Here is a 2,057-nt window from a genome sequence, read left to right as displayed (position 1 = left end):
TTGAAGACGAGCGGCGCAGGCTGCGTGCCGTGCTCTTCGGCCGCGACCCGCTCGAGGAACGTGCGGTCGAAACTGGACGAGGCTTCTGCCGGGACGTCCTGCAGGTCGAACGCGAACGGCCGGCCCGGTCGGGGAACATCATCGGCGTGCCCGGCGTGAAGGCGACCTCGTCCCGGCCGACGTCCACGGTCCCGCCGCCGTCGGCGAGCCACATGACGACGTACTCGTCGCAGGCCTCGAGCTCCCCCTGCATCCGGGCGTCGAACCGCGTGGACCGGAATGACATCGTCTCGTCACCGGTGACCCGGAAGCGGTAGGCGAACGGCCGCTCGGTCCGCTGCGCCCGGAACCCCACGCTCGCATAGGCGTCCTCGTACATGTGGATCGCCGCCTCGAGGTCGGCCCCGGACGTCTCGAAACTGATCCTGGGGTCGGGCTCGACGTTCATCGACTGGATCGTGACACGACGCCGCGCCAGTCATCGGATCGATACGCACGTATTGCGGATACCGGCTCACCGGGTGCGCGATCCGGACGACGTGGCCGGATCAAGACGAGCACCCCTTTCGATCCGGCCGCAACCACGGGCGTCGGCACGGCCGCCAGCGCCGCCGCTGCAGCGGTCGCGACCGCGACGGCGCTCAGTGCAGCCCGCGCCGCACCGTCCAGCGGTTCCGGTCCGCGACCCGCTCGTACCGCAGGTCGTCGACGACCATCTGCACGAGGGCGAGCCCGCGCCCGCTCTCGGCCAGGGCGTCGGGGAGCCGGGCGGCCGACGGGTCGATCGGGACGGGGACGCCGTCGTCGGTCAGGTGCGCCTCGACCGCGTCGGACCCGACGTCGAGCCGGAGCGAGCACGACACGCCACGACCGGCCGCGGCGTGCTCGATGACGTTCGAGGTGAGCTCGACGAGCGCGAGCTCGAGGGCCATCCGGTCCTCGGCCGAGAGGGTCGGCTCGGTGTCCCACACGCCCGCGAGGAACGTGTGCACCGCCGTGACGTCGTCCGGCGGACACGCCAGGTCGAGGCGGTGCCCGCCCACGGCGGCGTTCATGCCCAGTCGGTCACCGCGGCGTCCCCGTCCGGGTACGTGCGGAGGATCTTGTCCATGTTGGAGAGCTTGAGGACCATCTCGACCTGGTCGGACGGCGCCGCGATGCGGAGGTCGCCCCCGGCCTGTCGCGCGGCCTTCAGCGACCCGACGAGCGCGCCGAGCCCGGAGGAGTCCATGAACTCCACGCCGGACAGTTCGACGACCACGCGGTTCCGACCCTCGCCGACGACCTTGGCGACGGTCTCGCGGAAGGTCGGCGCCGACACCATGTTGAGCCGGCCGCTGCACTCGAGCACGGCGGAACCCGCGTCCGCTTCGTGTACGACGATGTCCATGTCGGTGCCTCCTGGTGTCGGTGCATGGGTGCACCAAGCAACCTACCGGGTCCGGGTCACGAACTCGTCGAGGCTCGTCCGTCCCGCCGCGTCGCCGCGAGCTGGACGACGACCGCGGCGGCCATGAGCACCGCCATCACCGCGCCCATCGCGATCGCCGTCCCGCCGAGCGCCCCCGCGAGCGGCGTGCCGAGCCCACCGAGGCCGAACGTCAACCCGCCCTGCAGCGCCGCGGCGGTCCCGGGGTGCGCGGCACCGACGTGCTGCGTCCTGGTCATCGCCGCCGGGAGCACGAACCCCCACGCGGCGGTCACGACCGCGAGGCAGACCCAGACCGCCACCGGCCCGGCCACGACGAGGGCGGAGACGAGCACGCCGGTCGCGCCGAGGGTGCCGAGCGCCAGCCCGGACGACAGCAGCGCGTCCTCGGAGAACCGGCCGACCACGCGCCGGAAGACGAGCGTCGTGACGATCATCATCGAGGCGTTCGTGGCGAACACGAGCGTGTACATCCCCTCGGAGAACCCGAACCCCGTCTGGAAGACGAACGAGCTGGTGGCGATGTACGCGAAGAACCCGATCGTCGACAGCACCCCGGTCAGGACGTACGCACGGAACCGCGGGATCGCCATCAGCTCACGGATGCGCGCCCAGGTCGCACCGAGCC

Annotated in this window: 2 protein-coding genes and 2 pseudogenes; all 4 read right to left on the bottom strand. The window is 71.8% G+C overall.

The window, feature by feature from the left end; translation table 11 throughout:
* Positions 1-448, bottom strand: a pseudogene (locus I5E_RS02500) (hypothetical protein); the annotation flags it as partial.
* Positions 449-641: 193 nt separating this feature from the next.
* Complete coding sequence (locus I5E_RS02495) at positions 642-1,055, bottom strand: ATP-binding protein (RefSeq protein ID WP_022905597.1); 414 nt, start codon at positions 1,053-1,055, stop codon at positions 642-644.
* The gene (locus tag I5E_RS02490) at positions 1,052-1,390 is read right to left on the bottom strand and encodes an STAS domain-containing protein (protein ID WP_022905596.1); all 339 of its coding nucleotides are present in this window, start codon (positions 1,388-1,390) and stop codon (positions 1,052-1,054) included. The genes I5E_RS02495 and I5E_RS02490 overlap by 4 nt, the downstream gene beginning before the upstream one ends.
* Positions 1,391-1,446: 56 nt before the next feature.
* Positions 1,447-2,057 (bottom strand): annotated as a pseudogene (locus I5E_RS02485) (multidrug effflux MFS transporter); the annotation flags it as partial.

This window comes from Curtobacterium sp. B18 (genome assembly GCF_000333375.1).
Lineage (GTDB): Bacteria > Actinomycetota > Actinomycetes > Actinomycetales > Microbacteriaceae > Curtobacterium.
Note: the sequence above shows the minus strand (reverse complement) of the source record. Positions and strands in the feature narration are given on the sequence as shown.